This is a genomic window from Carboxylicivirga litoralis (genome assembly GCF_025499605.1).
In the GTDB taxonomy this organism is placed as follows: domain Bacteria; phylum Bacteroidota; class Bacteroidia; order Bacteroidales; family Marinilabiliaceae; genus Carboxylicivirga; species Carboxylicivirga litoralis.
Map to the genome: position 1 here is coordinate 1 of NZ_JAFMVC010000083.1, position 1,974 is coordinate 1,974.

Here is a 1,974-nt window from a genome sequence, read left to right on the forward strand (position 1 = left end):
TTTCAAATAAAAAGAATAAAATACGAGGGCTAACAACATGCAATAATGCATGGCCACCATTAAAGCTGGCCACAGCATCATGCAAACACCGTTGTAAGCAAGCTAAAAAAGAGCCACCACACGTTCAAGCACATTTTATTTTGCTCGTACCTTACAAAATAAAAAGAGCTTTCACTTCCTTACCACCACCCGAAAATAAACGTAGTCAAAGTCAATTTAATTTCGAATAAGTTAATATATTTGCGTTAAACACAAAGAAATTGGCTAAAGTGGAAATCAATAGGATTAAAGTTGCTCTTGCTGAAACAAGAAGGAAAAACAAATGGTTGGCTGAACAAATTGGAAAAGATGAATCAACTATATCTCAATGGTGTACTAATGCTAGACAACCTTCTTTGGAAAATTTATTAAATATCGCAAATGTATTAGATATTGACATTCGAGATTTGTTATACTCTACTAAAGAAAAAGCTTAAATGAAAGATTCTAAAACATATATCGATTTGTTTTCGGGTTGTGGAGGACTTTCACTTGGACTTCATAATGCAGGTTGGAAAGGAGCATTTGCAATTGAAAAAAGCGAAGATGCTTTTAAAACTCTTGAATATAATTTAATCAAAAGGAAAAAACATTTTGATTGGCCTAATTGGTTAGAACAGAAACACCACGACATAAATGAAATTTTAGAAAATAATTCTAATGACTTAATTCAGCTGAGAGGAAAAATAGACTTAGTTGCAGGGGGGCCACCTTGCCAAGGTTTTTCAATGGCTGGAAGGAGAGTTGAGAATGATTCAAGGAACGATTTAATAAATTCTTACATAAAATTCATTGACTTTGTAAAACCAAAATTGATTTTTTTTGAAAATGTTAGAGGTTTTACACTTGGATTTAAAAACAATAACAAAAAAGGTAAAGCTTACTCAACTTACGTAGTTGAGCAACTTCAAAATCTAGGATATTCTGTAAAAGGTCAGTTAATTGATTTTTCTAAATATGGTATACCTCAGAAAAGAACAAGATTTATTTTAGTAGGAATTCAAAATGATTTCATTAAAGAAAATCCATCTATAAATAAGGATAGTTTCTTTGAGGGAATTGCAAATAATAAAGAAGCCTTTTTAGTCAGTAAGAACCTTACCCTAAACCCTACTTTAGAAAATGCGATTTCAGACTTGCTTGAATCTAATGGAGTTATTGATTCTGAAACACAAAACTTTAAAGAAGGAGTTTATGGAGAAGCTACATCAAATTATCAGAAATATATTCGAAAATACAAAAGAAAAAATAGCAGAGTTGATAGTCATCGATTTGCAAAACATACAGAAACAATAAAGACTAGATTTAAAATTGCGTTAGATGAAAATCTAACAAGTTCTACTTACAGAGAAAGGTTTCAACTTAAAAAAAGTAGCACAAAAATTCTGGAAGCAGATAAACCAACGCCAACTATAACTACATTACCTGACGACTATATCCACTACTGTGAACCTAGGATTATGACTGTACGTGAATATGCAAGAATACAGTCTTTTCCTGATACATATGAGTTTAAGGGAAAATATACAACAGGAGGTAAAAGAAGAACTCAAGAAGTTCCCAGATACTCTCAAATTGGTAATGCAATTCCACCACTATTTGGTGAACAAGCAGGATTAATTTTAAAACAGCTTATTTCCTAATGCAGAAAACACCATTACAATTTAAAATTAGTTCAGCATTAAAGAACATCATAGGAAGTGATTTAATTAGTGATGACTTTATTGCGGTTTTTGAATTAGTAAAAAATTCATATGATGCTCACGCAACAAAAGTTGAAATAACGTTCGAAAACATTTATTCAGATAATGCCAAAATCATAATAAAAGATAACGGCAAAGGAATGAATTATGATGATTTAATTAATAAATGGCTTTTTGTCGCATATTCAGCTAAAAAAGAGGGAACAGAAGAAGATAGTTACGATTACCGAGA

4 protein-coding genes are annotated in these 1,974 nt (G+C 31.3%); all 4 read left to right on the forward strand.

All coding sequences use genetic code 11. From position 1 onward, the window contains the following. Positions 1-230, forward strand: a 230-nt coding sequence (locus tag J1N10_RS20750; RefSeq protein WP_262328646.1) for a hypothetical protein, incomplete at its 5' end; no start/stop codon positions are given. Between the two features lie 39 nt (positions 231-269). Further along, positions 270-476 (forward strand): helix-turn-helix transcriptional regulator, encoded by a 207-nt coding sequence (locus J1N10_RS20755; protein ID WP_262328649.1) that lies wholly within the window; start codon positions 270-272, stop codon positions 474-476. Beyond that, entirely contained in the window at positions 477-1,682 is a 1,206-nt protein-coding gene (locus tag J1N10_RS20760) for a DNA cytosine methyltransferase (RefSeq protein WP_262328647.1), read from the forward strand. Then, on the forward strand, positions 1,682-1,974 hold a 293-nt coding region (locus J1N10_RS20765), incomplete at its 3' end, for an ATP-binding protein (RefSeq protein WP_262328648.1). The genes J1N10_RS20760 and J1N10_RS20765, both read left to right, overlap by 1 nt.